The sequence below is a fragment of the Agrobacterium vitis genome, from assembly GCF_014926405.1.
GTDB classification, from domain to species: Bacteria; Pseudomonadota; Alphaproteobacteria; order Rhizobiales; family Rhizobiaceae; genus Allorhizobium; species Allorhizobium vitis_H.
The window spans coordinates 3,070,307-3,096,933 of the sequence record NZ_JACXXJ020000005.1; the positions used below are offsets into that span (position 1 = coordinate 3,070,307).

The window sequence follows — 26,627 nt, forward strand, 5'->3', positions numbered from 1 at the left end:
AAGGCTAGGTTTCGGACAAGCCGAACAATCGAAGAATCTTGGTCGCATCCCCCCGAAACGGGAGGCCCCGAACAACCGGAAATACCGATGACGTCCAGTTCTTCTCTTCCTGCATCCTCTGCATCATCTCTGGTGACCGCACCTGGGACCGCCCCACGCCTTCTGCCGGTGATGCTGGGCTATTGCCTTCTCGTCATCGTCGTCCTCTGTGCGACGACGCTGCCTTTTGCCAACGATTATGTCGGCGCTGACAATGACGATGCCATGCGGCTGGTCGAAGTCCGGGATTATCTTGCCGGTCAGGGCTGGTTTGACATGATGCAATACCGGCTGGGCCTGGCACCCGGCACGCTGATGCATTGGTCGCGGCTGATCGATTGGCCGATTGCCGCCTTGATCCGGCTGGCGGGTATCTGGTTTGCACCGCGTACAGCCGAGGCCGTTGCCCTTGCCATTTGGCCGCTCCTCTGGACCGTGCCGGTCATGCTCTCGCTCGGTGCTGCCGGATGGGCGCTGGGCGGCCGGGTGACCATGCATCTGGCGCTTTGTCTGAGCGCTCTTTATCTTCTGACATCCAACCGTTTCCTGCCCGGCGCAATCGATCATCACAATGTCCAGATCGCCCTGATCGCTTTCCTAACCGCCGTGCTTTCAACCGCTGCGCCAGCGACTCAGTCTGACGCCCGCTCCGCGACACGCTCATCGACACTGTTTGCGCTGGCCGGTGCGGCGGCAGCGCTGGCACTGGCCATCGGCGCGGAGACCACCCCGCTGATTGCCACGGCCTGCGCTATCGTCGCCCTGCTCTGGGCCTGGCATGGCAAAGCGATGCGGGCCTGCGCCATGGCCTATTCTCTCAGCCTGGCGCTGTCGGTCACACTTCTGTTCGCGGCAACCGTGCCGCCGCAATCCTATCGCACGGTCACTTGTGACAATCTCTCCTTCGGCTTTTACGCCCTGACGGCGATTGGCGGCGGATTGCTGTTTTCCGCTGCCGCCTTTGCCAGCCGGTTTCCTGCCGGTGTTCGGCTGTTCCTGCTGCTGGTAATCGGCGCCAGCGTCGGTTTCTCCGCCCTGATTGTCGCGCCTCAATGCCTTGGCAATCCGCTCGCCAATCTCGATCCGATGCTGGTGACGCTGTGGCTGAACAATGTCGGCGAGGCTCGCTCGATCTTTGCCATGGCGCAGCAGGAGCCGGGAACTCTCGGCGGCTTTTACGCTGTCGGCCTGTTCGGGCTTTTGGTCTGCCTTACCCAGGTCTGGCGGAAAAACCAGATGGAGGCGCATCTGGCACTGGCGCTCTTGCTGGCGGTCAGCGTCGGTGTCGCACTGATCCAGGTGCGCGGCGCCATGTTTTCCAACCTGATCCCGATCCTGCCGCTCGCTCTGCTGGTTGCCGATCTGCGCGGGCGTGCAATGCTGCGACCAGCCCGCATTCTCTCAAGCCTTGCCTATATCGCCAGCATTCTTCTGTCGGTCCCTTCCGTGTGGGCAATCGCAGGCACGCTTGCCGTGGAAGGAACGGCACGGCTAAAACTACAGACTCGCTCCGGCCCGGTATCCCAGGATGCCAGCCGTGATTGCTCATCTGAAAAAGCTCTTGCTCAATTGGCGGGCTTGGCCCAATTGACGAGTTTAGCGCCGACGACGGTTGCCGCCCCATCGGAAAGCGGCACTTCCATCCTGCGCTTTACCTCGCATCGGATATTGACCGCGCCCTATCATCGCAACCAGGCAGGCATGCTGACGGAACTGCATATCGGCCTCTCGACACCGCCGGACGCCCTTGCTTTTCTGGTGGGTGCCCATGTCGGCATTCTCGCCTTCTGCCCGTCCGATTCGCAGACCCGCCAGTTGATCGCCTTGAAGCCCGACGGGCTTTATGCAGATCTGAACCGCAACAGAGTGCCTGATTATCTTCAGCCGCTAGCAACAGACAGCCAGTCCGGCCTGCGGATCTTTTTGGTCAAGCCGCAGCCGTGAACGGATAGAGTTTAAAAACGAATAGTGAGATCAGGCGAATAGTGAAATCAGGCGATCTTGCGCTGTGACAAGGCCAGCGAGACCATCAGGCAATCGATCAGCCCGACATTATAGGCGATCAGAGCCGTCAGCAGATCCATCGCCGTCATCGCAGGCGAAAGAGCCAGCATGACCAGCCCTGCCGTCAAAAGCACCAGCGAAACCGCTACAATCGCCAGGATGCTTCTGGTCGTTGCGGTGGCGATGCCAATTGCCATGGCGATGAGAAAGGTCATGGATGCGATCCCGTATGACAGACAAATCGTGATATCGGGCATATTGCCACCCGAGAGTTAACGATTGGCCCCACGAAAACAGCCCCAACAAAGCCTGTTTACTTCTTTCCAAAAAAAGATGCGTTTTTATGTAAGCTTGGATAAAACGGTCTCATGGCCTCTTTCTTTGACGACGACCAGCCCAGCAATCTGACCGAATTTTCCGTCTCGGAGCTTTCCGGATCGATCAAGCGCACCATCGAAACCGCCTTCGACCAGGTGCGGGTGCGCGGCGAAATTTCCGGCTTTCGAGGCCAGCATTCCTCCGGGCATGCCTATTTCTCGCTTAAAGACGACAAGGCGCGGATCGACGCGGTGATCTGGAAAGGGTCGTTTTCCAAGCTGAAATACCGGCCCGAAGAAGGTATGGAAGTGATCGCCACCGGCCGCATCACCACCTTTCCCGGCTCGTCCAAATACCAGATTGTCATCGAGCAGATGGAGCCGGCCGGCGCTGGCGCCCTGATGGCGTTGATCGAGGAGCGCAAGCGCCGGTTTACGGCCGAAGGCCTGTTCGATCCGGCTGCCAAGCAATTGCTGCCTTTCATGCCGAAGGTCATCGGCGTCGTCACCTCGCCCACCGGCGCTGTCATCCGCGATATTCTTCACCGGATTTCAGACCGCTTTCCGGTGCATGTGCTGGTCTGGCCCGTCAAGGTGCAGGGCGAAGGCTCCGGCGACGAAATTGCCAATGCTATCAACGGCTTCAATGCCTTTCAGCCTGATGGTGCCATCCCGAGGCCGGATGTGCTGATCGTCGCGCGCGGTGGCGGCAGCCTGGAAGATCTGTGGAGCTTCAACGACGAAGCGGTGGTGCGGGCGGCGGCGGCCAGCGCCATTCCGCTGATTTCGGCGGTCGGCCATGAAACGGACTGGACACTGATCGATTATGCAGCCGATGTCAGGGCGCCGACGCCGACAGGCGCGGCTGAAATGGCCGTGCCGGTCAAGGCGGATCTGGAAGCGCAACTGGCCGGGCTGGCCGCGCGATTGGCAGGCGCCGTCAACCGCCAGATGGATCATCGCCGCCAGAACCTGCGGGCACTGGCCCGCGCCCTGCCCTCTCTCGATCAATTGCTGGCGTTGCCGCGCCGCCGTTTTGATGAGGCCGCCAGCGGTCTTGGCCGCAGCCTGGAACTGAATACCATGACCAAGCGGCAAAGCTTCGAGCGGGCCGCCGCCAAATTGTCGCCTGATATGCTTGTGCGCCGCCTGGTGGAACGTCGCCAGCGTGTCAGCGAACGCGCCGCCCTTGCCGACCGGATCATCGAGCGGCTGATCGAGCGGCAAAAAGCCCATCTCGGACGGATCGATGCAACATTGACGGCGGTCCCGGCCCGGCTGAAGGCGCAAACGGGACGCTCGAGAGACCGGCTGGACAGCTTTTCGCGCCGGGCCGACAGCGCTGTTATCAACGATCTTCGCCGCGCCCGCTCCACGGTGTCGGCCCATGACCGGATGCTGCAATCGCTGTCCTACAAAAATGTCCTGATGCGCGGCTATGCCGTGATCCGTGGGGAGGATGACAGGCCCCTGTCGCGTGCGGCAGGTCTTGAGGATGGGCGGGCCATCGCCATCGAATTTGCCGATGGCCGGGTTTCCGCCGTGACCGGTGATGGTGATAAGGCGTCACCTTCACCGCAAGCCGCTCCTGCCACGACAGCCCCAGCAAAACCGAATCCCCCGCCCAAATTGCCGAAAAAATCGGAGTCACCCGCCGGACAAGGTAGCCTTTTCTAACAAAAACGGCGCAAACGGCACCGTGATGAGCGACAAAATGGACGTTTGAACGCGGTGCCGCACGGACAGAGATTACGGTGCGGATACAAGGCTTTGGACCCCTTCGCCATAGTCCGGAATAAAGGCGGATCATAATAAATTCAAAGCTTTGGTTGACATGCATGCCTTTAGGGGGTATCTATTGGTCATCGATATTTGCTTGCTGAGCTTTGGTTACCGCGCAATTAGCACCGCGCCCTGAACGAACCTTCCTTTCAAAAATCGCTATCCTCATCCACGGCGTTTTGCGCTGTGGTCACTCAATATGCTATGAAAGGGTTCATCATGACCACTGGCACAGTTAAATGGTTTAATTCCACTAAGGGCTTCGGCTTCATTCAGCCTGACAACGGCGGCCCGGATGCATTCGTGCATATCTCTGCTGTTGAACGCGCTGGTATGCGTGAAATCGTCGAAGGCCAGAAGATCGCCTACGACATGGAACGCGACAACAAGTCCGGCAAGATGTCGGCCTGCAATCTCCAGGCTGCTTAATATAGGGTTCGGCTTTCCTTTGACCACGGATGTACTGGCATTGTTGAGAGCATGATCCAACCAAGGTCAGGCAGTTTGCCTGGCCTTTTTTATTGCCTGCCGCGCCGTCGCAGACCGCGCTCACACGAATTCCTGTTGCATAATTTCTTGTGGTCCGTGGGATCGCAAATCACATATGCAGCGGATGTAATGCGAAGAGACATTGAAGATGGCAATTCCTATGCCTTTTGCAAATATCTCAAGTCCTTGCAGTGTTTGAAATATTTGCAATACCTTCAGGGCGGGGATGTGCTCCACATCTTCGAACCTTCGTAATAAAGTGTCACAGCGGCCTTAAGTACAGCCTAGATGTACAAGGCGCTGAATGTCGCAGCGTTTTTTGCGCGCCATGCCCGGCACGCGGCGCTGGCCACCCAGAAAGGCGCGACCCCATGGCAGAAAACTATAGTAAATCACGTCAGCAGGCGGAAATCGCTTTCGACAAGGAGCAGTCGCAGTTCTTCGCGCGCGGTCGCGCCGTGGAAGAGCAGGATTCGCTCGTGCTTGCCCGTGAAGAAAAAACCCTCAGGCTGCGCGAAGCACGGCTTGCCAAGGAATTGCAGGACCAGCAGATGGCTGACGCCGCGACTGCTGCCAAAACGACCCGAAAAGCCTGATTTGCAGGCCCTATCTACAACTGGAACATCTCTTTGAAAAATAGCCGGAAAAATGAAGTCGTCGACCGCCGTACCACCGCTGCCGACGCAAAGGCCGCTCTCCTTCAGGCCTATAAGGCCGCGCAGGAAGCGTCGGAACCAACCCGTCTCGCCCGCCAGGCAGAGCGCCAGGCGATAGCCGAGGCCAGAGAAGCACGGCGCGCCGAGCGCGAACAGACAAAATTGCAGGAACAGCAACAGCTTGCAGCCGAGACAGCTGCACGTGAAGCCGCACTTGCCGCTGAAGCAACAGCTGAAGCCGATGCCCGCGACGCCGCTGAAAAAGCCAGAATTTCACGTCTGCTTGAAGACGAAGCCACCCGCAAGGCGCAACGCGATCAGCGTTATGCCAACCGTAAGGCAAGACAGGGCTGATCGGCCTTACTGCATAATTCTTTAGACCGGAACCGGTTTGAAGAGAAAATTATGCAACAAATTCAAAAATTTATGACGACTTTCGCGCACCACATTTGGTGCGCGGGTCTCTATTTCGATGAAACCGGCCTGCGTTTATCAAACGCGGGCCGTGTGCATGTTCAGGCCCATTCGCCCTTGCGCATCACGGGCACCGTTGTGCCATCCGCTTTCACGCCGTCAATATCGACCTTGTCGGAACCGATCATCCAGTCGATATGAATCAACGACGAATTGCCGCCCTGGGCTTTGATCTGCTCCGGCGTCAGCGACGCTCCGTCCAGGAAGCATTTGGAATAGCACTGGCCAAGCGCGATATGGCACGAGGCGTTTTCGTCAAACAGCGTGTTGTAGAACAGGATGCCCGACGCCGAAATCGGCGATGAATGCGGCACCAGCGCCACTTCTCCCAAACGCCGCGCCCCCTCGTCAGTGTCCAAGACCTTATTGAGCACTTCCTCGCCGCGCGAAGCCTTGGCCTCGACGATCCGGCCTGCTTCGAACCGCACCTGGATATTGTCGATCAACGTGCCCTGATGCGACAACGGCTTGGTGGAAGAAACCACACCCTCCACTTTCAGCGCGTGCGGCGTGGTGAACACCTCTTCCGTCGGAATATTCGGATTGCAGGTAATGCCATTCTTGGCCGTGGAGGCGCCCCCGTGCCATTCGTGGCCATCGGCCAGACCGACCCGCAGATCCGTTCCGGGGCCGGTGAAATGCAGACTGGAGAACCGCTCGCCATTCAACCAGGCCGACCGTTTGGCCAACTCACCATTATGAGCCATCCAGGCCGCGACCGGATCGGGTTGATCAACGCGGGACGCGGCAAAAATCGCATCCGCCAGCTTTTTCACCGCCTCATCCAAGGGCAGATCCGGAAACACCTGCGCCGCCCAGGACGGGTTGGGATAGGACGAGATATTCCAGTTGATGTCGAAATTGGAAATCGGCTCCAAGGCAGGCTTAAAGGCAATTGAATTGGCCTTATTGGCCCGTGCCACCTTGGCGGGGTCCTGGCTGGCGAGCAACATGGGATTATCGCCGGAAATCGCCAATCGCGCCGCACCGCCCGCATAGGCTTTGGCCATGCCCTCGTAGAGCCAACCGGAAGCCCGGTCGAAACTGGCATCCGCGCCATGGGCATAACGGGCCAGCGTCGTCTCTTCATCCGAATAGAATGTCGTCACAAGACCGGCACCGGCCATATAGGCATGGCGGGTGATGTTGCGCACCAGCGGCAGCGCATTCAGCGGCGCGGTGATCACCAGATCCTGGCCCGGCACCAGCCGTAGACCAACCTTGACGGCCACTTCGGCCAGTTTGTCGAGCTTTACCGGATCGATGGAATTTGAGACATCAGGCAGGGTCATAGATTTTTTCCTGGTTTTCGAAACGAAAGCACCTACGCTTTTCAATCGCGCAGAGGCCGCAGTGGCTTCCGGTTGCGTCAATCCGGTCCCCACCGGTACCGGATCAGCGGTGAGTTGAAGACCCACATGGTCACGAGACAGAGATAGGTCATTTCATACAGAATTGAAGGCAAAAAACACCGCCAGACAATCGACCTTCAGGCAATAACCGATGCTGCAATGGCATTGAGCGCGACTTGCGCCGCCTTCGGCTCCAACCGGACCTGCAAGCCACGCTGGCCACCGTTTAGATAGACATGCGGCTCATTGAGCGCCGAGAGCTCGATCACGGTTGGCACCGATTTTTTCTGGCCGAAAGGGCTGATGCCGCCGACAACGAAGCCGGTGAGCTTTTCGGCAGCGGCGGGCTTCATCATCGCGGCATGTTTACCGCCGATGGCGGCGGCCAGTTTCTTCATGCTGACCTCCTGATCGGAGGGCAGGACGACGCAGACAGGGTTGCCATCCACCTCCGCCATCAGGGTTTTCAACACCCGGCGCGGCTCCTCGCCAATCGCTTCCGCCGCCTGCAGGCCGATACGCTCGGCGTTCGGATCGTAATCGTAGTGATGCACGGTAAAGGCAAGGCCAGCCTTTTCCATTGCCAGCGTGGCGCGGGTCGATTTCGACATTATTTGCCTCGTTACAGCGATATGGACCCAGGAACATAGGGCCGAAATTTAAGACCCGGTACCTGCGAAAACAGCCTGATATTGCTCCGGCTTGAACCCCACCGTCAGCGTCCCGTCCTTGTCCAGAACCGGGCGCTTGATCATAGACGGTTGGGCCAACATCAGATCCAGAGCCTTTTCTTCATTCATATCGACCTTGGCTTCATCGGGAAGTTTCTTGAACGTCGTACCCGCCCGGTTCAGCAACACCTCCCAGCCAAGCTTGGCACTCCAGGCCTGAAGGCTGGCGCGGTCTATACCCTTGGCCTTGTAGTCGTGAAAAGCATAATCGATACCCGCCGTCTCCAGCCAGGTCCGCGCCTTTTTCATCGTGTCGCAATTCTTGATGCCATAAAGCGTGATCGTCATGGGTGCCACCTCATCCTTGTTGCCCCATGCCTATCAAAAACGGGCGCTGTTGCAAGCTCCGCAGCATCTGGATTTCATCACTCAAAGGGTGCGATCTCAACGAGGGCTGACGTCCATCAAGGTAAAATATATCTTTCCGGCAATGTCGGTTTCATCAGTATTTCCTTAAAGATTTCGGCCTAGCTTTTGCCCTGGCAGCAGAACGGACAAACGTTCGAGACGGCTGCCAAAGATCGATGGGACAGGCCGGGCGCAACGATGTGTGCGCATCCAAGCCATTGCCCGTTCAAGCTGAAGCCATAGCGACCATGGATGAAGCCATGTGCGCCTGACCTGTGTGACCATGATGGATACTGCATCAATTGCGAGAGACGGTGTTTTGCTTTCCTCCGCGCCTTCCGCCCAGACCTATCCTGTGGAACGGACTGTGCGGCTCGGAGCGGCACATGACGACAGCCAGCAGATCGGGTTCCTGTTCTCCACCCCTCAACGCCAATTGCCGAGGGAGGAAATTCCACCTCTTTCTGCCGAAATGATCGAGGAAATTGCCGAGATCAAGGCAGACGACGTCAAGGAAGAAGAGCGACTACCGGCCAATTGGCTCGATGCCATGTCCTCAAGCGAGGAGGATGGATCACCGGTCATCGAGCGTCCTTCGGGCTTCCTTGCCGACGACAATGGTCTCTATCGCATGTTCCTGCCCGACACCGTTTGAAGCAGAAACCGCAAAGAGCACTTCAGAATTGACCACCAATTCACGCCATCGCATCACATATCCATGCGATGCGGCGTCCTGGCCTTTGCTTTGATTTCGTCGAAACTCCATTCTTTCAGCAGGCGGCCATTTTCCCAAACCGGCTGCAAATGATTGGTGCGACGGCCTAGATCCTCCAAAGCAATGGAGGCAAACTCGTCTCCCTCAACGATCACGGCGCGACGCCCAGGTTCCGGCATGCGTTCCTGCATCGTGACCGGACGGCGGGAAATGGGACGCCAACGCTCCTGCCCGTCCATGATGGCACTGCATTTCATCGTGAACGAATAGGTCGAGCGGCTGACCTTCTGCAATTGCGATGCACCGATGCCGAAGGAAATATTTTCCGCCGAAAAGCCCATGGCTTCCAGCCGACCAAGGATCATGGTGATATCGCGTAGCGACACGCCGTCCGCCTGCAAGACCCGCACCTTGTCATCCAGAACCTTATAGCCCTTGGCATTCAACCGCGTGCCGAACTGGTAGGCGAGCTGGGCCACCGTCTGGACCGGAACATCGATCGGATCACCACTATCGGGCCGCACAATCAGCCTGCCGGGCTTGGAGCGCACTTTCTGTTGCAGCGTCTTGCCCCAGATTTCGGACACTGCATTGTGAATGTCATAGCTGTCCGATACCACCGAATAGGCCGGATAATCGCCGAATCGGTCGATCATATTGGCGAAGGACTGCACTTCCTGGTCCTGGCCCCAGGCAATCATGGTAGTATGCTCCGAGGCCGGAATCGAAAGTCCAGCCATGGCAGCACCATAATAGCGGCGGGCGTAGAGCACGGCTTCCAGCGTATCGGTGTGGTCGAAATGCAGCAGGTTGGCCACGCCGCCCAGCCCGGCCTGTTCCAGGCTGGCTGCACCGCGCGCGCCGTATTCGAACAGCCGCGAGCCAATAACGCCCGCCGGGTCGTCACAGCTTTTATCGAGGAAGGGCTTCAAAGTCTGTTTCACATGGCGAAGCGAGCTGGCGACCGTGGACGGATACCACACCGCCCGCAACAGCGCCGTCTCAATATAGGAGGGCAACCAGAAGCAGGCCGGATCGGTATTAACCACCTGCACCATCGGCACGCCGCGATGCAGGAAGCTGCCCTCTGGCAGCGCCTCTATGCGCAAAGGCAGAAATCCACCATGGGCGGAGAGAATATAGTGCCAGCCGGCCTGGTCGAAAGGCTGGCCGTGCAGGGCGGCCAGTTCCTGCGCTTCATCAATATCGGCCTGGGTGATGGGCTGTGACAAATATTCCTTCAAGAACATCTGCAAGCCGAAAAACACCACTTCCGGCCGCAGGGAAGCACCACGCGTGGTGACATAGCCGCTCACCGCCCGGGTTCCGGGAGGATATTGCAGGAAATGCCCCAGCTTGTAGCTATCGGTGTTCAAGATCGGATTGATACGGCTCATCAGGCTCACCGGCATGTTGCAATCGGGCAGGGTTATGGTGCGGTGTATGCTACTTCATAATTCCCGAAACCGGAATCGATTTAAGGAGAAAATTAACCAGCAGATAGAGAGGATTACGGCGAAACACTCTCTCCGAGACGAGCAGATGAGAGCTTTAACATATTGTTAACCATGTGCAGCCATTCTATCCTGATAAGGTGATTCGCAACTGCCTTGCACGGCGTCCGATGCAATCCCGCGTAGCTGGAGTGCGACGGGTTTCAGGTCCGGTGCATAAGGTTCTGGGCCGAGGCAGCCGATATCAAAGCCGCATGAGCGGCTTTCCAGCACACTATGCCCTTAAACTCCGGATTGCATGGCCGGGCCTTGGTTGGCCAGGTCCTTTTGCAAAAAGGGATATGCTATGTTGCCTCCCGTTCAAGCTTTATCGCGCACTGCGCCAAATTTTCACGACAGCGCCACCGAGGCCGCCCTGTCCGACACGGCCATGAGCGGCTTGACGAGCGATAGCATGATCCGGGTGGACCGCGAGGGCGGTTCGGCGATTGCCGGACGCATCAATAACCTCTTGCTCAACAGCCGGGAAAGCGTGCAGACGGATCTGGCGGAAATCGCCGATCTGGTCGGCCAATCGATCGGACTGAAGCGTGATCCCGGCGAAACCGACGCGGCCTTTGCCCAGCGCTTCGCGACAGCCCTTGCCAATCTGGACGACGGCCAAAGAGCACGGCTGCAAACGCAGTTGACCCAAGCCCTGAAAGGATTGCAGATCGAGGTCCTGTTGCGGGTTCTACAAAATACCGATGGTCCGGAAGCCGCTTTGCTATCCGCCTATATGGAAATCAAGCGCAACAATAGCGGTGATCTGAAGGCGCTGAACGTGGTTTCCTCCTATAGCCAAAATGGCGCGAGCCCATCCAACCCCCTGCCACCTCAATCCGCCGGGGCCCCGCCAGCATCGAGCCAGACAGCGGCACCGCAAACGTTAAATCCTGCAACAGGGCAACAGGTGCCAGCTGCCAGGTTAAGCGAACAGTCTCCTGGCCCGGTTGCGGGACAACCCGTAACCGCGGCACTCGCAGCGCAAGGCTCGGCGGTCTCTACCGCGCAACCACAAGCCGAACAGGCGGCAGTCGTTGCTCAAACCGCGCCGATTGTGTCGGAACCGGAAGACGTCACCACGAACCGCACGCCATCCACACCAGTTCTTGATGGTACGCAGGCGGAGGATACTCCGGCCCCTCGCAGCCTTTCGGCGCAAGCGCCCGTAAACCCTGAAGTGGCAGGGCGCCAGACGCCTTTGCAAGCTGTCCGCCCTGAAGCGCTTGCTTCCGCACTAGCGCTGGTGACAAACGAAACGGCAACGACAGGCACTGCACCAGCCACGGACAACAGGTCAATTGCTGGCAATATGGCTCCTGAAACGGTTATGACCGGCATGGATGACCTGCCGGAGGAAACAAGCACGGGATTTGCGGCCAAAGCTGCCACGGAGGCAGGCTTGAAAGCGCCAGCTTTCGACCGCAATGGCCAGACCGGACCCTCTGGAATGACTGGAACGCCCGTCGCCGGGGCGATGGGGAATAGTGCAGCATCGCCTCTTGCTACAGACCTTGCACAGACAGGGCGGGAAGCCGCGATGGATGGCCTGGCGACACAAGCGACGAACCGAGCCTATGGAGCTTTCACCACATCCGCTCCATTGCAGGATAATCGCCAGGATGCGATCCCGCGCCGCAGCGATGATGGCACTGGCATCGATACAATGGTCGCCACCGTGCTGTCTTTGAAGGGCTGGATGGATGTAACAGGAGCATCACTCCAAGCCCCGGCGATGCCGGAAGAGGATTCCGACACGGATTTGCTGCGCCAAATGTTTTTCCAGACGGAGGATATGCAGGAGAATGAACAGAACGGTCTGCACCCTGCGATCAATGCTGATGCCCGCGCCAACCAGGCTACACTGCTGGAGATAAACCAAAGGCGTTTAAGCCAGATGCAAGCTGGCCAGATGCAGGCACATTCCTCGGCAAACCAGACGCCAGCCGGCGACGCGCAGGCGGAGTTGGTTTCCGTACGGCAAGAAGAGATTATCCGTGAGCAGGCCATTCTATCGCTTGCCGGAGCACAGGCCATAGTGCATGCGTCGGTTTTGCATGTGCCGCCCTTCGTGCCGTTTCCGGTGGTGAGCTATCTCGCGGTTCAGGATGAACCCGGTCGCGGCAAGACTGAGACTGTGGATGCCATTGAGGCTCTGGGCGACGACGACGCGCATCAGGACAACAACGGCCAGCACCAGCGCGACGGCTCTGCCGAGGATGAGGAGACGGCGGAAGAAGACGGCGCCAGCGCGGCAGAAACCCTATCCGAAAGCCAGTCTTATGTCCTGAGCGACGATGTGACGCTTGAAACAGCCGACCACACCGACGTGCTGGAGCTTGAGACAGAACATTATACTGCCCCGACCTTGGCGCTAGCGGCGCCGCAGGAAGACGCCCTACCCGCCGAAGCGCTCTATTGGCGGATCGCCGATCTGGCCTGAGTTTTTATAGCGCTCCCATTCTGGCTTTGTACGCAAAACCTTCGCATCACGCGCCCAGCAGCCACGCCCAGAACGTGACGGAAAACACACCAAGTGCTGTTGTAATGGTGATGGTCGAGGCGGCCAGCGCATGACCGACCCCAAACCGATTGGCGATCAGCCAAGCGTTGACGCCCGTCGGCACGGAAGACGTCAGCACAAGCGCCATGGTCCATTCATGCGGCAAATGCAGAAGGTGGCAGGCCATCCACACGGATGCGGGCATCAGGACCAATTTCAAAGCCGAGGTAACGCTGGCAATACCGACATTGCCGGTGACACGATATTTGGTCAGCGCCATGCCCAGCGAAATCAGCGCCGCCGGCCCAGCCATGGCGGAGATCTGACTGAGCACGGTCTCAATCGTCGCCGGAATTGGCAAGCCGATCACATGCACCATAAGTCCGATGGCAAGACCAATCACCAGAGGATTGGTGACAAGATTGCGCCCGACCTGGCGCAAGACGGCGAGCATTCCCCGCAATTGCACCCCGCTTTCCCGGCGCTCGGCATGTTCCATCAAGACTGTACCGATCACCATCATCAAAGGCAGATGGACGGCCAGCAGAATGGAGAGGGCAACGATACCGTCATTGCCAAGCATGCGGCTGACCAGGGGCAGGCCGATGAAGACATTATTGGCAAAGGCTGAAGACACCCCCGCCAGCACACCGATCCGCTGGTCGCGGCCAAAAACCCGCGTCGCCACGAGATGGCCGATGGTCCAGGTGACACCTACTCCGGCAAAATAGGCAATCCACAAACGAAAAGGCGATGCGCCCTGAAAATCAGCCTGGGTAATCGTATGCAGCAGCAGAACCGGCACCGCGACCTTGAAAACAAATTCGCTTAAGGCATCACCGATATCCACGTTCAGGAACCGGCTGCGCACCAGCGCCCAGCCGGAAAAAATCAGCAGGAAAATCGGCAGGACATTCAGGGTTATTTCGGTCATGTAATCGATCTGTTCCGGTGGAAGAGCATCGGTGGGGCAGCAGAGAGCCGCAGGTCATGACGCAAAAAGGCGCCGTTGAGGGTTAAACGATCAAATCCCAAACTGTGATGTTTTAGTCCTGACCGGACAACTTGACCTGCTTGAAGCGATCCTCGAATTCCTGACGCAGGGCGCGGCGCTCACGAGCCGCCTTTTCCCGCCGGATTTTCGCTGGCGTCTCGGGACAGAAGGACGGAACGGCGGTCGGCTTGCCCTCGGCATCCACGGCAACCATGGTGAAATAACAGGAATTGGTATGGCGGCGTTCACCGGTGCGGATTTCCTCCGCCTCGACCCGAATGCCGATTTCCATTGATGTGCGCCCGGCATAATTGACGGATGCGCGGAACGTCACCAGTTCACCGACATGGATCGGTTGGCGAAACACCACCTGGTCCACCGACAGCGTCACCGCATATTGCTGGGAAAAGCGCGAGGCGCAGGAATAGGCGACCCGGTCAAGAATGTTCAGCAGCGCGCCACCATGCACCTTGCCGGAAAAATTCGCCATATCCGGCGTCATCAATACCACCATTTCAAGTTCGCTGGGGTCGTGGCCACGGTCCATCGGTCATCCTTTTGCAATAAAATCGGTCCTGCACATGATGTAACCGCAGCAGGCACGCGGCGGAAGCAAAAAGCGCATGACCATCCCTCGCGCTCGACGGACAGCATCCCGCCGGGAACCGCATCACCTTGTTTATCGGCTTGATTTGCATGCCTTTGGGTTTGTCAATCTGGCCATTTCGCCAGCAAGCCAAGACCTTGGTCCAGCAGACTGGCCGCCGATGCATGGTCGCTTGCCTCAACATAACAGCGCATTTCCGGGGCGTTGCCGGAAGGGCGGAAATGGATGACCCTGTTATCATCGAGCGTCACCCGCAAACCATCGATATCGCTGGTTTCGCGCACACCCCCTATAGGCGCCAGGAAACTATGCAGGTTTTCGTCCGAGCCGCGCAGAAACGCCATCAACGCACTGCTTTTGTCCAAGGCATAGTGCTCAAGACGGTCAGAAAGGGCAATCGGCAGGCGATAGTCTGACACCACGGCAGAGAGTGTCTGTCCGGTGCTCGCCGCTACATAAAGCGCTGCCAGGATAGGCATAACACAATCGCGGGTCGGCAGAGCGGCAAGCCTGCCGTCATGGATGGTGAAATCGGAGGCCAGCATCACGCCGCCATTCGCCTCAAAGCCGATCACGCCGCTTTCACCCACTGAGAGCGCCGCATTCATAGCGGAAATCACATAAGGAGAGCCGACGCGGGTGCGCAGGACCTTAAACCCGCTTGCGGCTTCAATGCCGGAATTGGAGGTAACGGGTGTTGCAATCACCTTGGCGCCCAGCAGGTTTGCCGTGATCAGCCCCAGCAGATCCCCCCGCAAGGGCGCGCCCTTTTCATCGGCCACCAGCGGACGGTCGGCATCGCCATCGGTGGAGACGATGGCATCCAGGCCATGCTCGCTTGCCCAGGCGGAAAGCTTGCCGATTGTGTCCGGGGATACCGCTTCGGTATCAACAGGAACGAAGACCTCTGAGCGTCCCAGCGGCAGGACGGATGCGCCATAGCCCTCAAGCAGGGTCACCAGCATGTCACGCGCCACGCTGCTATGCTGATAGACGCCGATTTTCATGCCGGCAAAGGCGGCAGGGGGCAGTACAGCCATGTTGCGTTTCAGAAACAGGTCGACGGCAATGGCGTATCGGTCTTCGCCTGCGCCATGCTCAACGTGGTTAGCGCGCTCATCAGCCGCCAACTCGGCGGCAAGGGCAGTGATCGCCTCTTCATCAGCCTTGTCGATTTCTCCATCCGGCCGATAAAATTTGATGCCGTTGCGGTCGGCCGGAATGTGGGAGCCTGTCACCATCAGCGAGGCTGCACCGATCCGGCTGCCATAAAAGGCCAGCGCCGGCGTGGGAATGGCCCCACAATCAACCGGAACCAGCCCTTCCCGTTGCAGCGCACCCATGCAGGTGGCAGCGATTTCCGGGCTGGAGGGGCGAAAATCCTGGCCGATCAGCACGGTCGCGCCCGGCTTGGCATAGCCCTTGGCAAGCAGCATTCTGGCAAATGCCGTCGCATGCAGAGCCGAAACGCTGCCAACCAGGTCCAAAGACAGACCGCGCAGTCCGCTGGTGCCGAATTTTACCGCCATAGGGTCAAGCCTCGCTGTCATCAAGTCATCGCACCAATCCTCCGCGCGGTCATCGCGCTAAGGTTTGCCCAGACTGTTTAAACCAATTCAAAGCAGACGAAAGCATCGTTTATGCATCGAACCGGATAAGATGGACAGAAGAGAGAAGACACCGAAGCCAGAACGCAAAAGAGCCCGACGCGGGAGGAGGATGCGTCGGGCTCTTGAACTTGATCGGCAATTGGGAGGAGGAGTATCGCCGATCCCTTCAAAGCGACACTGGGAGGAGGAGTGCGTCGCTTCGATGATTTCAATATAGAGGATTTCCCAGGGATGAATATCGTTAATACCGCATTGCAGCAATGTATTCAGCGCATAGCGAAAGCATGAAAATACCGGCGTTTGACGAAATCTATCCATAAACGGAGCCCTTTTACCCTCCATCGCCGATCATCAGCTAGGGAATGAGTAGAATTTGCGCACTTCCAATCGAGACGATTGCATAGCCACCGGATCAAGCGCGAGCAGAGTTGGAAGATTGCCCACGAGACCTATCGGCGCAATGGCCTGACAGACAAAGCCCCCCGCTGGAAGCCAAGCTCGAAAACCAAGCCTGCATGGACCTTAGAAAGACCCAAAAACCGTCCTAGGAAAACCAGATCCTCGCCGATATAAATTTTGCACATCGCGTCCGTGGCAAAACAAGCAAAGACCTCATCCATGCAGAAAAAGCCGAATATCCTGCTGATCACCGCGGACCAATGGCGGGGCGATTGCCTGTCAGCGGTCGGCCATCCCGTGGTGCAGACCCCCAATGTTGACCGGTTGGCGGCAGAAGGCCTGTTGTTTCATCGACATTTCGCCGCAGCCGCCCCTTGCTCGCCGGCGCGGGCGGCGATCTATACCGGGCTTTACCAGATGAACAACCGGGTCTGTCGCAACGGCTCGCCACTCGATGCCCGTTTCGACACGGTGGCGCTGGCGGCACGCCGGGCCGGTTACGATCCGACGCTGTTTGGCTATACCGATGTATCTCTCGATCCGCGCCACCTGCCCCCCGCCGACCCGCATCTGACCAGTTACGAGGGCGTGTTGCCGGGCTTTACGGTTGGGCAATTGCTGCTGGAAGATGATCGGCAATGGCTGAGCTGGTTGAAAACCCGGCGCGGCGGCGTGCGGCCCGGGCGCGAACTCCATCAGACCGGGCAGGAGCGGCCAGTCCAGCCCAATCAGGAACCACCGGCCTATAGTGCGGAAGAAACCCCGACCGCGTTTCTGGCCGAGGCTTTCCTGAACTGGCGCGAGGAGCAGACGCGCCCGTGGTTTGCGCATATTTCCTTCCTGCGCCCACATCCGCCCTTCTGTGTTCCCGAACCCTATAACCGGATGTTTACGCCGGGCAGTGGACCCAAACCTGTGCGTCATCCGACGCTGGAAGCGGAAATGGCCGTGCATCCACTGGCAGAGCTGATGCTGCCGCAGCTGCCTCAATCCTCTTTCATTGCCGGCGCCGAAGGCCGCGTCTGCGACTGGAGTTCAGAACAGATCGACGTAATCCGCGCCACCTATTACGGCATGATCGCCGAGGTCGATGCCCAATTTGGCCGGATCATTGATGCCCTGAAAGACAGCGGCACCTGGGACGACACAATCATCGTCTTCACCTCCGACCATGCCGAAATGCTGGGTGACCACTGGATGCTGGGCAAGGGCGGTGTCTATGATGGCAGCTATCACATTCCACTGGTGATCCGCGATCCGGCGAACACTAGCACCCACGGGCAAGTGGTGGAAACCTTCACCAGCGCCGCCGACCTGATGCCGACGCTGCTGGACCGGATGGGCGTCAGCCCGCTCAATCATCAGGACGGCGGTTCCCTGCTACCATTTCTTGCTGGCACACGGCCTGATGACTGGCGAGACCACGCGTTCTGGGAGTTCGATTTTCGGGAAGTGGTGACAAATTCCACGGAGAATGCCCTCGGTCTGAAATCCAGCCAGTGCAATCTCGCCGTGATCCGTGACGAAAAATTCAAATATGTGCATTTTGCCGGAATGCCACCGCTGCTGTTCGATCTTCAGGCTGACCCGGGCGAGTTGACCAACCTAGCAGAGGACCCGGCATATGGTGCGATAAGGCTGCATTATGCCGAAAAGCTGTTATCGCTTCGCGCCGAGCATCTGGACCAGACCTTGGCCTATACCGAGCTTTGCGACGAAGGACCGGTGAGCAATCCGAAACTGTGACGTGATGATTTCAGGCGTGGTTCTTGATATTCGGTATCGCTGCACGACTGTTTCCGCTATACAGCGCCGTGCGCCATATATGGCGCACAAAGGTTCGCTGTAGCGCTTTATATCTGCTGCATAATTTTCTCCTTAAATCGATTCCGATTTAAGGAATTATGCAGTAGGCCGCACAAAGACCAAAGAGACAGCAGGAGACAGGCATGGCTTCCACCATTCGCTACCATGAAGGTGATATCAGCAGCGAAGACGCGGCGCGCTATACCCGCGCCATCGCCATCGACACCGAAACGCTGGGGCTTATCCCTCGCCGCGACCGGCTCTGCGTGGTGCAGCTTTCGCCAGGTGACGGTACTGCCGACGTGATCCGCATTGCGCCGGGCCAGCGCCAGGCCCCCAACCTGACCGCCCTGCTGGAAGACCCGACCCGGGAAAAAATCTTCCATTATGGCCGGTTCGACATCGCCGTGCTGTTCCACACGTTTGGTGTCACCACCACGCCGGTGTTCTGCACGAAGATCGCCTCGCGCCTGTCGCGCACCTATACCGACCGGCATGGACTAAAGGACAATCTCAAGGAAATGCTGGATGTGGATGTGTCCAAGGCCCAGCAATCCTCCGACTGGGCGGCGGAAACGCTGTCTCCGGCGCAGCTCGAATATGCCGCCTCCGACGTGCTCTATCTGCATGCGCTGCGCGACAAGCTGACCGCCCGGCTGGTGCGCGATGGCCGCATGGACCACGCCACCGCCTGCTTCGAGTTCCTGCCGACCCGGGCCAAGCTGGACCTGCTCGGCTGGGAAGAGACCGATATTTTCGCCCATAGCTGAACTGGTATTATATTGATCGAAAAAGGCGGAAAACCTCCCGGTTTTCCGCCTTTTTTGTTGAATGCTATCCACGTTAACCCGTTATTCGTCGCTCATTTTCAGCGCCGCGATAAAGGCTTCCTGCGGGATTTCGACCTTGCCGAACTGGCGCATCCGCTTCTTACCGGCCTTCTGCTTGTCCAGCAGCTTGCGCTTGCGGCTGGCATCGCCACCGTAGCACTTGGCAGTCACGTCCTTGCGCATTGCTGAAATGGTCTCACGCGCGATCACATTGCCGCCGATGGCAGCCTGGATCGGAATCTTGAACATATGCCGCGGAATAAGATCCTTCAGCTTCTCACACATGTCGCGACCGCGCTTTTCCGCTGCCGATCGATGCACCAGCATCGACAGAGCATCGACGGGCTCGCCGTTGACCATGATCGACATCTTGACCAAATTGCCTTCGCGATAAGCGTCAAGGTGATAGTCGAAAGAAGCATAGCCCTTGGAGATCGACTTCAATCGGTCGTAGAAATCAAACACCACTTCATTGAGCGGTAGTTCATAGGTCAGCATGGCGCGCTTGCCGACATAGGTCAGCTCGGTCTGCACACCACGACGGTCCTGGCAGAGCTTGAGAATGCCGCCGAGATAGTCATCCGGCGTCAAGATCGTTGCCTTGATCCACGGTTCGTGTATTTCCGAGATTCGCACCACATCCGGCATGTCCGCCGGGTTGTGCAATTCACGCTCGCTGCCATCGGTCATGAACAGCTTGTAGACAACCGAAGGCGCCGTGGCGATCAGGTCAAGGTCGAACTCACGCTCCAGCCGCTCCTGAATTATTTCCAGATGCAGCAAGCCAAGGAAGCCGCAGCGGAAGCCGAAGCCGAGAGCCGCCGAGCTTTCCATTTCAAACGAAAAGCTCGCGTCATTGAGGCGAAGTTTGCCCATCGCTGAACGCAGATCTTCAAAATCAGCTGCATCGACTGGAAAGAGCCCACAGAACACCACAGGCTGGGCAGGCTTGAAACCGGGCAGCATGGTGGCTGTCGGGCGCTTGTCTTCCGTGATGGTATCGCCGACGCGGGTATCGGCCACTTCCTTGATCGAGCCGGTAAAAAAGCCGATTTCGCCGGGACCAAGACTGTCGACGGCCAGCATTTTCGGCGTCAAAACGCCGACACGCTCCACCTGATATTTCGCGTCCGTCCCCATCATCCTGATAGTCTGACCCTTGGTCAAAACACCGTCGATGACGCGCACCAGAACCATAACGCCCAGATATGTATCATACCAGCTATCGACCAGCAGTGCTTTCAACGGGCCTTTGTCGCCCAGCTCACTTTTCGGCGCCGGCAAATGTTTGACAATGGCTTCCAGCACATCAGGAATGCCAAGCCCGGTCTTGGCGGAAATCAGCACGGCTTCAGAAGCATCGATGCCGATGACTTCTTCGATCTGTTCCTTGATTCGGTCCGGTTCGGCGGCAGGCAGGTCGATCTTGTTGAGAACGGTGACGATCTCATGGTTGTTGTCGATAGCCTGATAGACATTGGCCAGCGTTTGGGCCTCGACCCCCTGGGACGCATCCACCACCAGCAGCGAACCTTCACAGGCCGACAGCGACCGCGAGACTTCATAGGCGAAGTCGACATGGCCGGGCGTGTCGATCAGGTTCAGCACATAGGTTTCACCATCATTGGCCTTATAGTGCAGGCGCACGGTTTGCGCCTTGATGGTGATGCCGCGCTCACGCTCGATATCCATGCTATCGAGCACCTGCTCCGACATATCACGCTCTGCCAGGCCACCGGTGGTCTGGATCAGGCGGTCGGCCAGCGTCGATTTTCCATGGTCGATATGGGCGACGATGGAAAAGTTGCGGATATGGTCGAGAGGCGTGCGGTTCTGTGTGCTCATGGCCTGCGCATATAGCAGCGCGCCCGCATGCCGCAAAGCGGAAATGCGGGGCATTTGAAGGATAATTTTGACAAAGGTCGGGCGAAATCAGCGTGCCTGCTGATGGTCGCCCTCTTCGCCAAGCCCGGTGGCGACCACCGACACTCGGAACGTGCCGTCCAGTTCCTTGTCGAAGATCGCGCCGACGACGATATCGGCCTCGTCATAGACCTCGTCGCGGATGCGGGTGGCGGCTTCGTCGACCTCGAACAGCGTCATGTCCATGCCGCCGGAAATCGAGATCAGCACGCCCCGCGCGCCGCGCATCGACACTTCGTCCAGCAGCGGATTGGCAATCGCCGCTTCCGCCGCCTTCATGGCGCGGCTGTCGCCGGTCGCCTCGCCGGTGCCCATCATCGCCCGGCCCATGCCCTTCATGACGGATTTCACGTCGGCGAAGTCCAGATTGATCAGGCCTTCCTTGACGATCAGGTCGGTAATGCAGGAGACGCCCGAGAACAGCACCTTGTCGGCAATCACGAAGGCGTCGGCAAAGGTGGTCTTGGCATCGGCAATGCGAAACAGGTTCTGGTTGGGGATGACGATCACCGTATCGGCGGCTTCACGCAGCCGCTCGATGCCTTCTTCGGCAGCCTGCATACGGCGGCGGCCTTCAAAGCTGAAAGGCTTGGTCACGACACCGACCGTCAGAATACCGGCCTCGCGGGCCGCACGCGCAATCACCGGCGCTGCACCTGTCCCCGTGCCACCGCCCATGCCAGCGGTGACGAAGCACATATGGGTGCCGGCCAGGTGATCCATCACTTCATGCAGGGATTCTTCGGCGGCCATCCGTCCGGTTTCCGGCACCGAACCGGCACCGAGACCCTCGGTCATTTCGGCACCAAGCTGAATGAGGCGCGGGGCTCTCGACATGGTCAGCGCCTGGGCATCGGTATTGGCGGCAATGAAATCGACGCCTTGCAGGCCTTCGTTGATCATGTTGTTGACGGCATTGCCGCCCCCACCACCAACCCCGATGACGGTAATCTTCGGCCGCATTTCCTCGATTTGCGGTTTTCTGATCTCAATCACGTCTGTCTCCTTGGGGTTGTGCTCGACTCGTCCTGTCGTGCGAATCATACGCTCTCTTGGCACGCGAAAAAGGCCGGGAGTTGGGCGACATGCAAGAGGCTTGTTGATAAAACGTGATTTTGCTGCTGTGAGCCGCACGAGAAAGGTTATTGACTCCACTATAAGATACTATATTTCTTATATCATGGAAAATACGCCTGATACCCTTACTCTCGCCATTGCCGCAAGGCTGAAAGCGATCCGTACCACACGCGGCCTGACACTCGACCAGTTGGCGGATCTCTCCGGCGTCAGCCGGGCCATGATTTCCCGTATCGAGCGAGCCGAAGCCAGCCCGACCGCCACCCTGCTGGCACGGCTATGCTCGGCGCTGGGTCAATCGCTTTCGATATTTTTTGCCGAACCCAATCATGGCTCACCCTTGATGCGCCACGCCAACCAGCCAGTGTGGCAAGACCCCGAAACCGGCTATATGCGCCGCGCCGTTTCCGCACCCGGCACCGGTGCGCGGGTCGATGTGGTGGAGGTGGAGCTGCCGCCGGGGGGGCTTGTCCAATTTTCCGCACAGCCTGCCAGCCCCCATCCCAGCAGCAGGCAATGGCAACATGTCTGGCTGTTTGAAGGCATTATCGAGTTGACCGTCGGCGATACCGTTCACCGGCTGGAGCCGGGCGACTGTCTTTATATGGATATCAGCGAGGTCCACGCCTTTCATAACCCCACGGACCGCCCTGCCCGCTACGGCGTGATCATCGATCTTGGCCGCTGATTCGAAGGAAATGACCATGACTGCAATTCGGCTGCTAAACGCCTCTGACGCCCGTGAAGCAATCCCCGACCTCTGTGAAATCCTCTGCGATTGCGTCAATGGCGGCGCATCGGTGGGTTTCATGCTGCCCTTCGACCTCGAAACGGCCCGGCCTTTTTGGGAGGGCGTCGCCAATGCTGTCGAGGCGGGTGATAGCCTGCTGCTGGTGGCAGAACATCAGGGAGCCGTGGTGGGTACGGTACAGATCGGCATGAAACAGCCGCCCAACCAGCCGCACCGCGCCGACATCAAGAAATTGCTGGTGCATCGCTCGGCCCGTGGACTTGGCTTGTCGCGCTTGTTGATGGCCGAGGCCGAATGGCAGGCAGCGCGCGCAAGCAAGACCTTGCTCGTGCTGGATACGGCAACCGGAGAACAAGCCGAAGCAATTTATGAAAAGCTGGGCTGGACGCGGACCGGTGTCGTGCCGGATTATGCGCTGTTTCCCGACGGGCGCTTCTGCGATACGACGATTTTCTACAAGCGTGTGGGCTCTCTATAAGAGCTTGGACACATCGGCGAGGCAATTTGGCCACGCCGATCACGCCCTATCAGACAGTTGCCGTGGTCTGGTCTTCGATCTTTGCCTCAGGCGCATTTTTCTGAATGGAGGCAATCGCGCTCATCACTGAGGCTTTTGCCTTGTAGCCTTCAGAGCTGAACATTGTTTCGCCATTCGACGCCTTGAACCGAAACCGGAATTCGCCTGCCTTGTCTTTATAGACTTCAAATTTGTACATTATTCCCTCCCTCGCTGGTGTTGAACAAGTCTCGGACGATCACGCCCAAGCCTACACCGGGAAAAGTCCAAATTCAATTTCACTTATGCTGTATTTATGCGCCAACACGACCTATACCAAACACTGAGAGCCTTGTCCCAATGACCTATGAATCTGCAACCGCTAAACCCAAAATCACCATTCTCTACTGCACCCAATGCAATTGGTTGCTGCGCGCCGCCTGGATGGCACAGGAACTCTTGCAAACCTTTGGCGATAGCCTAGGCGAAGTGGGCCTGATCCCCGGCACAGGCGGTAATTTCGAGATCCGCGTCAATGGTGCGCTGATCTGGGAACGCAAGCGCGACGGCGGATTTCCGGGGCCAAAGGAATTGAAACAGCGGGTGCGTGATGTGATCGAACCCGGCAAGGATCTCGGTCATGTCGACCGCACTCATGGCAAGACGGAAAAAGGCGAGGAATGACCTCGCCTTTACGAATTCGGAACTGTCGCGATCAACTTAAAACGGCAGCTTGAAACCGGGCGGGATCGGCAGACCGGCGGTCATGTCCTTGGTCTTTTCGGCAGCGATAGCCTCGGCCTTGTCCTTGGCGTCCTTGTGAGCCGCGACGATCAGGTCTTCGAGGATTTCCACGTCGTCTTCCTTGAAAAGCGACGGATCGATCTTCAGGCCCTTCAACTCACCCTTGCCGGTCATCGCCACAGTCACCAACCCGCCGCCGGATTTGCCCTCGACCTGAAGCGATGCAATCTCCTCCTGCATCTTCTCCATCTTGGCCTGCATTTCCTTGACCTTGCCCATCATGCCCATGATGTCGCGCATATGACCTGCCTCCTTTAATATAGTCCGTTGTTCTTGGCTTCGTCTGTCAGACGCGCAGCGGTTTCACGCTTCCGCGACAGATGATAAGCCGGCTAAACTCTAAAACTCGATATCATCTCCGGGAAGAATATCGCCCTCGGCGGATTCGGCGGCCGCTGGCGGCGGCAGGGCCTCGTCCTCTTCCTCCGTGACGGTTCGGATGCGCACGTCGGTGATTTTCGCACCGGGAAAGCGCGACAGGATCGCCATCACATCCGGATCGGCGGCTGCATCGGTCATCCGCGCTTCGTGATCGCTCTTTTCCTGCTCGGCCAGGGTCTTTTCCCCCGGCTCGCGGCTAAGGATCACCATCCAGCGGATATCGGTCCATTCCTCCAGCCGCTTTTGCAGATCACCAACCAGCGATTTCGGTGCCTCCGGCGGCAGATTAATCTCCAGCCTGCCGTTTTCCAGCTTCACCAGCCGCACATAGGCGCGGGTCAAGGCTTTCAGCTTCGGATCGCGGTTTGCGGTACAGAGATTGACGATGTCATCCAGCGACCGCACAGGAACCTTGGGCTCCGGCACATCCGGTTGGATGTCAGGTTTTGTCTCTGGGCGGGCGGCAATGTCAGGCGACGGTGATGCCTTGGGTACCACCTGCAAATGCGCGGTCGGCTGTGGTTGGCCTAATGCACGTGGGGCCGGATCGCTCGATGCCCGTGCAACTGCCTGCCCGCCATAGCTGGCCGATGCGCCACCGCCACCATTACCGCCTCTGGGACTGGTCCCCTGCGGCGCACCACCGCCATCCTGCGCCATATCCAGCAGACGGCGCGCCGCTTCTTCCGGCGAAGGCAGATGGGCGGCATGAGCCAGCCGGATTAGCACCATTTCGGCGGCACCGGCCTGACGGGAGGCATTTTCCACCTCAGGAATGCCCTTGAGCAACATTTGCCAGATGCGCGACAGCGTGGTGACGGCAACGCTCTCGGCGTAGTCCGCCCCCCGCACCCGCTCGACTTCACTCAGCGACGGGTCATTGGCACCATTGGGTACATATTTCAGCCGCGTCACCAGATGGGTAAAATCAGCAAGATCGGTCAGCACCACGCTCGGGCTGGCGCCAGCTTCATATTGACTGTTGAATTCCGAAAGAGCTGCCGCGACATCGCCGAGCACGATATGACCAAACAGATCGACCACCCGGGCGCGGTCGGCCAGACCCAGCATCCCACGCACGGCGTCTGCTTCCACCCGCCCTGCACCATGGGCAATGGCTTGATCGAGCAGTGAAAGCCCGTCACGGGCTGAGCCCTCGGCGGCACGGGCGATCATCGCCAGCGCCTCGTCTTCCGCCTCGATATTTTCCTTGGAGAGAATGGTGGAAAACAACCCGACGAGATCGCCAGCGCTGATGCGGCGCAGATCGAAGCGCTGGCAGCGTGACAGCACCGTGATCGGCACTTTGCGGATTTCGGTGGTGGCGAAGATGAATTTGACGTGTTCCGGCGGCTCTTCCAGCGTCTTCAACAATCCGTTGAAGGCAGCGGTGGAGAGCATATGCACTTCGTCGATAATATAGACCTTGTAGCGGGCCGATACCGGGCGGTAGCGTACCTGCTCGATGATTTCCCTGATATCGTCGATGCCGGTATGAGAGGCGGCGTCCATCTCGATCACATCGACATGGCGGCCTTCCATGATCGCCTGACAATGCTCGCCGGGGATTTTCAGGTCGATGGTCGGGCGGTCGATCTCAGTGGTCTTGTAGTTCAGCGCACGGGCGAGAATGCGGGCGGTCGTGGTCTTGCCGACCCCGCGCACACCGGTCAGCATATAGGCTTGGGCAATCCGTCCTGTTTCGAAGGCATTGGTGAGGGTGCGGACCATCGGCTCCTGGCCGACCATCAGGTCCGTAAAATCCTTGGGGCGATATTTGCGCGCCAGAACCCGGTAAGCACCGGAGGCTTGGCCGGACGCGGGAGCAGCTTGTGCTGTTGGTTCCAGATCGGACATCGCGCTGCCAGTCTCCCCGTTTCGGGCGGGATACGGCCACGCTTGAAAAGGACTGGCCATAAACATGAAGGGTGGGAGGCTGGCACGATGACCCGTGCCGCGCTCGTTAGGGCTGCTTCCTTCCGGACCTGACCCGGTTGGCGAGTGGCTCGTCCACCACCAACCTCCCGAGCGACATATCGGCAA

The 26,627-nt window shown here is 58.5% G+C and carries 25 protein-coding genes and 1 other RNA gene; 12 read left to right on the forward strand and 14 right to left on the reverse strand.

Going from position 1 to position 26,627, the window contains the following annotated elements; all coding sequences use genetic code 11:
* Positions 1-87 precede the first annotated feature (87 nt).
* On the forward strand, positions 88-1,983 hold the full coding sequence (locus tag IEI95_RS25620; RefSeq protein WP_156532512.1) for a hypothetical protein: 1,896 nt from the start codon (positions 88-90) through the stop codon (positions 1,981-1,983).
* A 47-nt stretch (positions 1,984-2,030) separates the two neighbouring features.
* On the opposite strand, the gene IEI95_RS25625 is transcribed toward IEI95_RS25620, so the two are convergent.
* Positions 2,031-2,258 carry a hypothetical protein gene (locus tag IEI95_RS25625; RefSeq protein ID WP_156532513.1) on the reverse strand — a complete coding sequence of 76 codons (228 nt, stop codon included), beginning with the start codon at positions 2,256-2,258 and terminating at the stop codon, positions 2,031-2,033.
* Between the two features lie 153 nt (positions 2,259-2,411).
* Between IEI95_RS25625 and xseA the strand changes: the two genes are divergently transcribed.
* From xseA to IEI95_RS25645, 4 genes are all read left to right on the forward strand, one after another.
* Positions 2,412-4,037: an exodeoxyribonuclease VII large subunit gene (gene xseA, locus IEI95_RS25630; RefSeq protein ID WP_156532514.1), complete on the forward strand. Its 1,626-nt coding sequence runs from the start codon at positions 2,412-2,414 to the stop codon at positions 4,035-4,037.
* A gap of 324 nt (positions 4,038-4,361) precedes the next feature.
* Entirely contained in the window at positions 4,362-4,571 is a 210-nt protein-coding gene (locus IEI95_RS25635) for a cold-shock protein (RefSeq protein ID WP_025427963.1), read from the forward strand.
* Positions 4,572-5,002: 431 nt separating this feature from the next.
* Positions 5,003-5,227, forward strand: coding sequence for a hypothetical protein (locus tag IEI95_RS25640; protein WP_041697321.1), 225 nt, complete (start codon positions 5,003-5,005; stop codon positions 5,225-5,227).
* Between the two features lie 33 nt (positions 5,228-5,260).
* Positions 5,261-5,641: a DUF6481 family protein gene (locus tag IEI95_RS25645; RefSeq protein ID WP_041696065.1), complete on the forward strand. Its 381-nt coding sequence runs from the start codon at positions 5,261-5,263 to the stop codon at positions 5,639-5,641.
* A gap of 161 nt (positions 5,642-5,802) precedes the next feature.
* On the opposite strand, the gene IEI95_RS25650 is transcribed toward IEI95_RS25645, so the two are convergent.
* The 3 genes from IEI95_RS25650 to IEI95_RS25660 form a co-directional block, all read right to left on the reverse strand.
* Complete coding sequence (locus IEI95_RS25650; protein ID WP_156532515.1) at positions 5,803-7,053, reverse strand: aminopeptidase; 1,251 nt, start codon at positions 7,051-7,053, stop codon at positions 5,803-5,805.
* 197 nt (positions 7,054-7,250) lie between these two features.
* Complete coding sequence (gene ybaK / locus IEI95_RS25655) at positions 7,251-7,724, reverse strand: Cys-tRNA(Pro) deacylase (protein ID WP_156532516.1); 474 nt, start codon at positions 7,722-7,724, stop codon at positions 7,251-7,253.
* A 48-nt stretch (positions 7,725-7,772) separates the two neighbouring features.
* Positions 7,773-8,132 carry an ArsC family reductase gene (locus tag IEI95_RS25660; RefSeq protein ID WP_156532517.1) on the reverse strand — a complete coding sequence of 120 codons (360 nt, stop codon included), beginning with the start codon at positions 8,130-8,132 and terminating at the stop codon, positions 7,773-7,775.
* Between the two features lie 346 nt (positions 8,133-8,478).
* Between IEI95_RS25660 and IEI95_RS25665 the strand changes: the two genes are divergently transcribed.
* Positions 8,479-8,847: a hypothetical protein gene (locus IEI95_RS25665; RefSeq protein ID WP_139191538.1), complete on the forward strand. Its 369-nt coding sequence runs from the start codon at positions 8,479-8,481 to the stop codon at positions 8,845-8,847.
* Between the two features lie 53 nt (positions 8,848-8,900).
* Here IEI95_RS25665 and IEI95_RS25670 read toward each other — a convergent pair whose 3' ends face one another.
* On the reverse strand, positions 8,901-10,304 hold the full coding sequence (locus IEI95_RS25670) for a nicotinate phosphoribosyltransferase (RefSeq protein WP_234889180.1): 1,404 nt from the start codon (positions 10,302-10,304) through the stop codon (positions 8,901-8,903).
* A gap of 403 nt (positions 10,305-10,707) precedes the next feature.
* Between IEI95_RS25670 and IEI95_RS25675 the strand changes: the two genes are divergently transcribed.
* Complete coding sequence (locus IEI95_RS25675; RefSeq protein ID WP_156532519.1) at positions 10,708-12,846, forward strand: hypothetical protein; 2,139 nt, start codon at positions 10,708-10,710, stop codon at positions 12,844-12,846.
* Positions 12,847-12,892: 46 nt separating this feature from the next.
* On the opposite strand, the gene IEI95_RS25680 is transcribed toward IEI95_RS25675, so the two are convergent.
* From IEI95_RS25680 to IEI95_RS25690, 3 genes are all read right to left on the reverse strand, one after another.
* Positions 12,893-13,840, reverse strand: a complete 948-nt coding sequence (locus tag IEI95_RS25680) for an AEC family transporter (protein ID WP_156532520.1) — start codon at positions 13,838-13,840, stop codon at positions 12,893-12,895.
* A gap of 112 nt (positions 13,841-13,952) precedes the next feature.
* Complete coding sequence (locus tag IEI95_RS25685) at positions 13,953-14,447, reverse strand: acyl-CoA thioesterase (protein WP_087726984.1); 495 nt, start codon at positions 14,445-14,447, stop codon at positions 13,953-13,955.
* A gap of 164 nt (positions 14,448-14,611) precedes the next feature.
* On the reverse strand, positions 14,612-16,036 hold the full coding sequence (locus IEI95_RS25690) for a phosphomannomutase (RefSeq protein WP_194417366.1): 1,425 nt from the start codon (positions 16,034-16,036) through the stop codon (positions 14,612-14,614).
* Positions 16,037-16,735: 699 nt separating this feature from the next.
* On the opposite strand from IEI95_RS25690, the gene IEI95_RS25695 reads away from it, so the two are divergent.
* The gene (locus tag IEI95_RS25695) at positions 16,736-18,262 is read left to right on the forward strand and encodes an alkaline phosphatase family protein (RefSeq protein WP_156532523.1); all 1,527 of its coding nucleotides are present in this window, start codon (positions 16,736-16,738) and stop codon (positions 18,260-18,262) included.
* A 203-nt stretch (positions 18,263-18,465) separates the two neighbouring features.
* On the forward strand, positions 18,466-19,092 hold the full coding sequence (locus tag IEI95_RS25700; RefSeq protein ID WP_012654597.1) for a ribonuclease D: 627 nt from the start codon (positions 18,466-18,468) through the stop codon (positions 19,090-19,092).
* 81 nt (positions 19,093-19,173) lie between these two features.
* On the opposite strand, the gene lepA is transcribed toward IEI95_RS25700, so the two are convergent.
* Complete coding sequence (lepA, locus tag IEI95_RS25705; protein WP_060719491.1) at positions 19,174-20,997, reverse strand: translation elongation factor 4; 1,824 nt, start codon at positions 20,995-20,997, stop codon at positions 19,174-19,176.
* Positions 20,998-21,084: 87 nt separating this feature from the next.
* Positions 21,085-22,071 (reverse strand): cell division protein FtsZ, encoded by a 987-nt coding sequence (ftsZ, locus tag IEI95_RS25710; RefSeq protein ID WP_049777113.1) that lies wholly within the window; start codon positions 22,069-22,071, stop codon positions 21,085-21,087.
* Between the two features lie 184 nt (positions 22,072-22,255).
* Here ftsZ and relB point away from each other — a divergent pair, with 184 nt between their 5' ends.
* Both relB and IEI95_RS25720 read left to right on the forward strand, forming a co-directional pair.
* Positions 22,256-22,840 (forward strand): type II toxin-antitoxin system RelB family anti-toxin, encoded by a 585-nt coding sequence (gene relB, locus IEI95_RS25715; RefSeq protein ID WP_156532526.1) that lies wholly within the window; start codon positions 22,256-22,258, stop codon positions 22,838-22,840.
* A gap of 16 nt (positions 22,841-22,856) precedes the next feature.
* Positions 22,857-23,381 carry a GNAT family N-acetyltransferase gene (locus IEI95_RS25720; RefSeq protein WP_156532527.1) on the forward strand — a complete coding sequence of 175 codons (525 nt, stop codon included), beginning with the start codon at positions 22,857-22,859 and terminating at the stop codon, positions 23,379-23,381.
* A gap of 49 nt (positions 23,382-23,430) precedes the next feature.
* On the opposite strand, the gene IEI95_RS25725 is transcribed toward IEI95_RS25720, so the two are convergent.
* The gene (locus IEI95_RS25725; protein ID WP_012654592.1) at positions 23,431-23,619 is read right to left on the reverse strand and encodes a YegP family protein; all 189 of its coding nucleotides are present in this window, start codon (positions 23,617-23,619) and stop codon (positions 23,431-23,433) included.
* Between the two features lie 140 nt (positions 23,620-23,759).
* On the opposite strand from IEI95_RS25725, the gene IEI95_RS25730 reads away from it, so the two are divergent.
* A complete protein-coding gene (locus IEI95_RS25730) occupies positions 23,760-24,083 on the forward strand; it encodes an Rdx family protein (RefSeq protein ID WP_156532528.1) in 324 nt (107 codons plus the stop codon).
* 36 nt (positions 24,084-24,119) lie between these two features.
* Here IEI95_RS25730 and IEI95_RS25735 read toward each other — a convergent pair whose 3' ends face one another.
* The 3 genes from IEI95_RS25735 to ffs all read right to left on the reverse strand — a co-directional run bounded on the left by IEI95_RS25735 (position 24,120) and on the right by ffs (position 26,609).
* On the reverse strand, positions 24,120-24,443 hold the full coding sequence (locus tag IEI95_RS25735) for a YbaB/EbfC family nucleoid-associated protein (RefSeq protein WP_156537873.1): 324 nt from the start codon (positions 24,441-24,443) through the stop codon (positions 24,120-24,122).
* 99 nt (positions 24,444-24,542) lie between these two features.
* Positions 24,543-26,441, reverse strand: a complete 1,899-nt coding sequence (locus tag IEI95_RS25740) for a DNA polymerase III subunit gamma/tau (RefSeq protein WP_156532530.1) — start codon at positions 26,439-26,441, stop codon at positions 24,543-24,545.
* Positions 26,442-26,512: 71 nt separating this feature from the next.
* Positions 26,513-26,609: signal recognition particle sRNA small type (gene ffs / locus IEI95_RS25745), an RNA gene on the reverse strand.
* Positions 26,610-26,627: the final 18 nt, after the last annotated feature.

Coding starts and splice junctions, on each gene's coding strand:
- IEI95_RS25670 (WP_234889180.1), bottom strand. CDS start 10,304: ATGAGCCGTATCAATCCGATCTTGAACACCGATAGCTACAAGCTGGGG.
- IEI95_RS25730 (WP_156532528.1), top strand. CDS start 23,760: ATGACCTATGAATCTGCAACCGCTAAACCCAAAATCACCATTCTCTAC.
- IEI95_RS25660 (WP_156532517.1), bottom strand. CDS start 8,132: ATGACGATCACGCTTTATGGCATCAAGAATTGCGACACGATGAAAAAG.
- IEI95_RS25735 (WP_156537873.1), bottom strand. CDS start 24,443: ATGCGCGACATCATGGGCATGATGGGCAAGGTCAAGGAAATGCAGGCC.
- lepA (WP_060719491.1), bottom strand. CDS start 20,997: ATGAGCACACAGAACCGCACGCCTCTCGACCATATCCGCAACTTTTCC.
- IEI95_RS25625 (WP_156532513.1), bottom strand. CDS start 2,258: ATGACCTTTCTCATCGCCATGGCAATTGGCATCGCCACCGCAACGACC.
- IEI95_RS25725 (WP_012654592.1), bottom strand. CDS start 23,619: ATGTACAAATTTGAAGTCTATAAAGACAAGGCAGGCGAATTCCGGTTT.
- IEI95_RS25690 (WP_194417366.1), bottom strand. CDS start 16,036: ATGGCGGTAAAATTCGGCACCAGCGGACTGCGCGGTCTGTCTTTGGAC.
- ybaK (WP_156532516.1), bottom strand. CDS start 7,724: ATGTCGAAATCGACCCGCGCCACGCTGGCAATGGAAAAGGCTGGCCTT.
- IEI95_RS25665 (WP_139191538.1), top strand. CDS start 8,479: ATGGATACTGCATCAATTGCGAGAGACGGTGTTTTGCTTTCCTCCGCG.
- IEI95_RS25640 (WP_041697321.1), top strand. CDS start 5,003: ATGGCAGAAAACTATAGTAAATCACGTCAGCAGGCGGAAATCGCTTTC.
- IEI95_RS25740 (WP_156532530.1), bottom strand. CDS start 26,441: ATGTCCGATCTGGAACCAACAGCACAAGCTGCTCCCGCGTCCGGCCAA.
- xseA (WP_156532514.1), top strand. CDS start 2,412: ATGGCCTCTTTCTTTGACGACGACCAGCCCAGCAATCTGACCGAATTT.
- IEI95_RS25720 (WP_156532527.1), top strand. CDS start 22,857: ATGACTGCAATTCGGCTGCTAAACGCCTCTGACGCCCGTGAAGCAATC.
- IEI95_RS25680 (WP_156532520.1), bottom strand. CDS start 13,840: ATGACCGAAATAACCCTGAATGTCCTGCCGATTTTCCTGCTGATTTTT.
- IEI95_RS25620 (WP_156532512.1), top strand. CDS start 88: ATGACGTCCAGTTCTTCTCTTCCTGCATCCTCTGCATCATCTCTGGTG.
- IEI95_RS25685 (WP_087726984.1), bottom strand. CDS start 14,447: ATGGACCGTGGCCACGACCCCAGCGAACTTGAAATGGTGGTATTGATG.
- IEI95_RS25635 (WP_025427963.1), top strand. CDS start 4,362: ATGACCACTGGCACAGTTAAATGGTTTAATTCCACTAAGGGCTTCGGC.
- IEI95_RS25675 (WP_156532519.1), top strand. CDS start 10,708: ATGTTGCCTCCCGTTCAAGCTTTATCGCGCACTGCGCCAAATTTTCAC.
- relB (WP_156532526.1), top strand. CDS start 22,256: ATGGAAAATACGCCTGATACCCTTACTCTCGCCATTGCCGCAAGGCTG.
- IEI95_RS25700 (WP_012654597.1), top strand. CDS start 18,466: ATGGCTTCCACCATTCGCTACCATGAAGGTGATATCAGCAGCGAAGAC.
- IEI95_RS25650 (WP_156532515.1), bottom strand. CDS start 7,053: ATGACCCTGCCTGATGTCTCAAATTCCATCGATCCGGTAAAGCTCGAC.
- IEI95_RS25695 (WP_156532523.1), top strand. CDS start 16,736: ATGCAGAAAAAGCCGAATATCCTGCTGATCACCGCGGACCAATGGCGG.